At 67.3% G+C, this 4,836-nt stretch carries 6 protein-coding genes; 1 reads left to right on the top strand and 5 read right to left on the bottom strand.

Annotated features, from left to right (window positions below):
* The coding region (locus AC3AYF_RS18270) for a pyridoxal phosphate-dependent aminotransferase (protein WP_295040311.1) at positions 1 to 853 on the bottom strand (853 nt) is incomplete at its 3' end.
* Between the two features lie 36 nt (positions 854 to 889).
* A complete protein-coding gene (locus AC3AYF_RS18265) occupies positions 890 to 1,807 on the bottom strand; it encodes a MurR/RpiR family transcriptional regulator (RefSeq protein ID WP_295040309.1) in 918 nt (305 codons plus the stop codon).
* 218 nt (positions 1,808 to 2,025) lie between these two features.
* Between AC3AYF_RS18265 and AC3AYF_RS18260 the strand changes: the two genes are divergently transcribed.
* Entirely contained in the window at positions 2,026 to 2,478 is a 453-nt protein-coding gene (locus tag AC3AYF_RS18260; protein WP_149435827.1) for a DUF4174 domain-containing protein, read from the top strand.
* Positions 2,479 to 2,557: 79 nt separating this feature from the next.
* Here the strand turns inward: AC3AYF_RS18260 and AC3AYF_RS18255 are convergent, their stop codons facing one another.
* From AC3AYF_RS18255 to AC3AYF_RS18245, 3 genes are all read right to left on the bottom strand, one after another.
* Complete coding sequence (locus tag AC3AYF_RS18255; protein ID WP_295040306.1) at positions 2,558 to 3,508, bottom strand: 5-oxoprolinase subunit C family protein; 951 nt, start codon at positions 3,506 to 3,508, stop codon at positions 2,558 to 2,560.
* Positions 3,508 to 4,239, bottom strand: a complete 732-nt coding sequence (locus tag AC3AYF_RS18250; RefSeq protein WP_295040304.1) for a 5-oxoprolinase subunit B family protein — start codon at positions 4,237 to 4,239, stop codon at positions 3,508 to 3,510. The genes AC3AYF_RS18255 and AC3AYF_RS18250 overlap by 1 nt, the downstream gene beginning before the upstream one ends.
* A partial coding sequence (locus AC3AYF_RS18245) for a 5-oxoprolinase subunit PxpA (protein ID WP_487780144.1) occupies positions 4,236 to 4,836 on the bottom strand: 601 nt, incomplete at its 5' end. The genes AC3AYF_RS18245 and AC3AYF_RS18250, both read right to left, overlap by 4 nt.

Below are 4,836 nucleotides of genomic sequence, written 5' to 3'. Positions count from 1 at the left end.
GGCTGGCGACACTCGACCACGTCTCCGAGGCGATGCCGAGCAGGCGTGCGAACAGCTCACCGCCCAGCGCTTCAGGAACGTGCATCACGCCCAGTCGCCAGCCGCCAGCGCCACACCACTTCGAGAGCCCGCTGGTGGTGACCGTGCCCTCGGGATAGTCGCGGGCGAAGGCGCGGTGCGAGCCGTGATGGTCCAACGGGCCGTAGATCTCGTCCGCCAGCACGATCACGCCATGGCGCCGAGCCACCTCGGCCAGCGCGCGCTGAGTCTCGGCATCGGGCGACAACCCGGTCGGATTGCCAGGTGCATTGAAAATCAGCAGCCGCGTGCGGCTCCCGCCTTCTCGGCAATGCGCCTCGCGCTGCTCCGGCGTGATCTGCCAGCGCGTCTCGAAGCTGGCCGCCAGCTTGACCGCCGTCTGTCCGGCCAGACGCGCCTGCGGCGCATAGGAGACCCAGGCTGGCGCCGGGATCAGGATCTCCGTCTTGGGCAGCGCCTTGATCAAGGCGAACAGCAGCAGTTTACTGCCGGGTCCCACCAGGACCCGCGATGCCTGCCAGGGCGTGCCATCGATCTCGCTGTGAAAACTCGCGACCCCATCCCGCAGTGCCGGCAGCCCCTGCACGGGCAGATACGCTTTGCGGTCCGCGTGGCGGGCCAGCGCCTCCACCGCCGGGCCGTAGACCGGAAACGGCGACTGGCCGAAGCCGAACTTGATGACGCGCTCGCCACGAGACTCCAGCAGTCGCGACTGTTCGTTGATCAACAGGGTATCGGATGCCGGTGTGGCATCGAGGTCATCGGCGTAGGCACGATTCAACAGGGCGGCGGCAAGCCCCGGGCGGGCGGTCATGACAACTGGTCTCCTGGGTTCGATGGGGTGGAAAGGTCATTCGATCTGCCAGCGGGCGATCAGGGCTTCACGACGGCGGATCGAGGCGACGGCGTCGCCCCCCATCTCGTGGGCCATGTGCGACAGCAGCATCTCGATGGTCACGAACAGACTGCTCATGGGGTTGAAGAAGAACGGCCCTTCGGCGGACGCCAACAGCGTCATGTCGGTCATCGTGGCCAATCGCGCGGTCTCCTGGTTGGTCAGCGCGAGCAATCGAGCGCCCTGGTCCAGCGCCTGGCGGCAGTAATCGACACTGACCCGGGTTTCCGGGCGATAGCTGATGCCCACCACCAGATCGCCCTCCCCCAACTCGCGCCCCGTCTCGAGGTTGATTCCACCGAGAGAGTCGATCAGGCGCACGTCGCTGCGCAGGTAGCCCAGGTAGTAGGCCAGGTAGTGCGCCCCCGCGAAGCAGGCACGCTGGCCAACGACGTGGACCCGCCGGGCATCGATCAGCGCCCTGGCGGCACGCGCCAGCATCGACTCATCGAGCCTCTCCGCGGTTCGCGAGAGATTGCCCATCTCCTCCTGCCACAGCGTCTGGCGCTGGACGGGATAGTCGCCGTCGCTCGGAATCTGGCCGAGATCGAGCAGGCGTTCCGCACGGGTGGAGTAGAAGGCGCCGGTGGTCGCATCGGCGCGAAACAGCGCCTGAAACGCCTTGAATCCCGTCAGGCCCAAGGCGTGCGAAAGCCGGGTCAGGCTGGAAGCATTGACGTCATGCTGCTTCGCCAGCGCCGAGATACTGAGCGTGGCCGCAAGCTCCGGAGCGGCGAGCAGTTGCTCGAGCAGTTTGAGCGCCCCCGGCGTCAGTTTCGGTGCCCGGGGCTCTCCTCGACGCGCGGCGATCGAGAGCGCCTGCAAGGCGGCTATCGATGTCGGCGGCATATCGAAACCATCGCGATCGGCCATGCCTCATCCCTCCGTTTCAGTCTTGCAAGGTTATACCGAGGCTCCACCGCCTGCAAATATTCTTACGAATTTAGAAATATTTTTGCTAGCGGTGTCCGTTATATTAGGAGTGCCCGGTATAACAGCGCCAGCGGGAACTCCAGCCAGCTTGAACCCCCTGCAGCCTTCGGAGTCACAATGAACTGCGGACTCGCTAACGACACTCGGAGGAGATCCCCATGAAACACTGGTTGATGACCGGAGTACTGATGGCCGGGGCTTCGTTCGCGACGGGGGCTTCGGCCCAGGCGAACGGCAACGATCCAGCCAATCCGCTGATTACCGACAAGTGGAACTTCCGCCCGCTCATCGTGGTGACGCCGGATGCCGGGCAGCCCGCCTACCGGCACCTGCGCCAGCAGCTCGACCGCACCCAGGCGCAGTTCGATGATCGCGACATGCTGCTCTACACGATCGAAGGAGAGAGCGGCACCCGTCATGGCCGTCCGATGACCGCTTACGAGACCAAGGCGCTGCTCGATGCCGTGGACGTCAGCCCCGAACAGGGCGTGACCACGATCCTGATCGGCAAGGATGGCGGCAAGAAAGTACAGCTCCAGGGCGAGGTCGACCTCCAGGAGATCTACGCTACCATCGACAGGATGCCGATGCGCCAGGCGGGCGACGACTGAAGGGGCGACAGCGCGCCTCGACGGACGCCCTTCGGTTCAGGCGCCCGCTGGCCAACGATGGCAGGGAACCGGCACGCGATCAGCGCCACAGTGCGAGTTGCTGCAGATAGGCCTTGCGCGCCTGGTGCGGCGTGACCGGGGAGAGACTGATCGAGGTGCCGGGAGCGCACTGCCCGAGCCGGGCACAGGCGAGGGGCGACAGCGCCCCCAGGCGCGGATAGCCGCCGATGGTCTGACGGTCGTTGAGCAGGATGATCGGCTGGCCATCCGGCGGAACCTGGACCGCGCCCAGCGGAATCCCCTCCGAGATCATGCCCCCCAGCTGGCATCGCAGTTCCGGTCCGGTCAGGCGCACGCCCATGCGGTCGGCGCGGCTATCCACCTGCCAGGCCTGATTGAAGGCCGCGAACAGGCTGGCACCCTCGAAGTGCGCGATCTGCGCCCCGGTGACCAGCTCGAGCGTGACCTCGTCCTGCGGCATGGCCATCGCGCATGGCATCTCGCGGGTCTCGGCGGCCACCGAGGCCGCGATCAACCGATCGCCGATCCGAAGCGCGCTCCCCCGCCCGTCGAGACCGCCCAGCTGCTCGCGGGCGACGGTCGAGAGGCTCCCCATGAACGGCTCGGCATCGATCCCGCCCGGCAACGCCAGGTAGGCACGCAGCCCCGCCCTGGGCTGGTCGAACGCCAGCACCTGCCCCGGTTCGAGAACGAAGCTGCCATTGGCGGGCAGCGTCTCGCCATCCCGCGTGGCGCCGAGATCGGCACCCGCGATGGCCACCGCCATCCTGCCTGTGGCCTTCAGCGTCAGCCCACCCATGGCGATCTCGATGCCGGCGGCGTCCGGGGCGTTGCCGAGCAGCCAGTTGGCCCAGCCCAGCGCGATCCAGTCCAGCGCGCCGCCCTGCGTCACGCCGAGATGGCGGGCCCCGAAGCGACCGGCGTCCTCCACCAGCGCCAGCGGCCCCGTGCCCTCGACGACCAGAGCGGCATTGCCACTCGCCGCCCGGGAGATTTCCGGCGTCGCCATCAGCGCTCCTCCAGCGGCGTGGTGTCGCCGCCCTGTTCGATGAAAGCCTCGCGGCTGATCGGTTCGAATCGCACCCGATCGCCCGGGCGAAACAGGCTGATCTCGTCGCGCTCGCGATCGAACAGCTCGACGGCGGTGCGGCCCAGGATGTTCCAGCCACCCGGCGAGCGCATCGAATAGATGGCGGTCTGGCGTTCGGCGATGCCCACGCTGCCCGCCGCCACCTTCTGTCTCGGCGTCTTCAGCCGCGGCGTGGCCAGCGCCTCCTCGACCATGCCCATGAACGCGTAGCCTGGCGAAAAGCCGAGGGCGAAGGCGCAATAATCGCGACCGGCGTGGCGACGCACGATCTCGTCGGTATCGACGCCTAGGCGCTCGGCGATCCTGGTGAGTTCGGGGCCGACACTGTCGTCGTACCACACCGGGATGCGATGCTCCCGCCCGGTCTCGGTGGAGGCCGGCTTCAATCCCCGCAGGGCTTCGTCGATCCACTGCCTGGCCTCCCGCTGGGAGAGCCGGGCCACGTCGTAGTGCACCAGCAGCGTGGTGTAGGACGGCACCAGGTCGATCAGCGCCTCGCCGAAGCGTTCCCGCAGGGCGTTGTCGGCGGCCAGGATCCAGGGCATGTGGGCCTCGTCGATGGCGGCGAACAGCCTGACGATGAGGGCGTCCATGCCGACCGTTTCCAGTCGAAAAGCGGGCGCAGTAGAAGATGAAGGCGACTGACTCATGCGTCGGCCAACTGCTGGAAGGCTTCGCGAATGGCTTTCACCGCCGCCACGGATTCGGCGTTGTCGCCGTGAACGCACAGCGTATCGGCGGGCAGGCGTAGCTCGCTGCCGTCGTTGGCGATCAGCGGCTCGCCCCTGGCCAGGGCCACGGCCTGCTCGACGATGGCGCCGCGATCGTGATGCACGGCGCCCGGGAGGCGTCGCGAGACCAGGTGGCCCCTGGCGTCATAGGCGCGGTCGGCGAACGTCTCGAACCACAGTGTTACGCCCATCTCCGCGGCCAGTTCGCGCACCGGCTCGGGATTGGCGGTCGACATCACCAGCAGCGGCAGCGCCCGATCGTAACGCACCACCGCCTGCATTGCCGCCCGCAGTAGATCGAAGTCGCCGGCCATGTCGTTGTAGAGCGCGCCGTGGGGCTTGACGTACTGGATACGGGTGCCCTCGGCGCGACAGAACGCTTCCAACGCGCCGATCTGGTAGAGCATCAGGTTCTCGACTTCCTGCGGCGAGCAGGCCATCGAGCGGCGACCGAACCCCATCAGGTCCGGATAGCCCGGATGCGCGCCGACTTTCACCCCATGGGCCACTGCCAGC

This window comes from Salinicola sp., from assembly GCF_982684285.1.
The sequence above is the reverse complement of the archived record's forward strand: the minus strand, read 5'-3'. Positions and strand labels throughout refer to the sequence as shown.

Excerpts from the sequence above, each read along its gene's own strand:
- AC3AYF_RS18255 (WP_295040306.1), bottom strand. The coding sequence starts at position 3,508 with ATGGCGACGCCGGAAATCTCCCGGGCGGCGAGTGGCAATGCCGCTCTG.
- AC3AYF_RS18265 (WP_295040309.1), bottom strand. The coding sequence starts at position 1,807 with ATGGCCGATCGCGATGGTTTCGATATGCCGCCGACATCGATAGCCGCC.
- AC3AYF_RS18260 (WP_149435827.1), top strand. The coding sequence starts at position 2,026 with ATGAAACACTGGTTGATGACCGGAGTACTGATGGCCGGGGCTTCGTTC.
- AC3AYF_RS18250 (WP_295040304.1), bottom strand. The coding sequence starts at position 4,239 with ATGAGTCAGTCGCCTTCATCTTCTACTGCGCCCGCTTTTCGACTGGAA.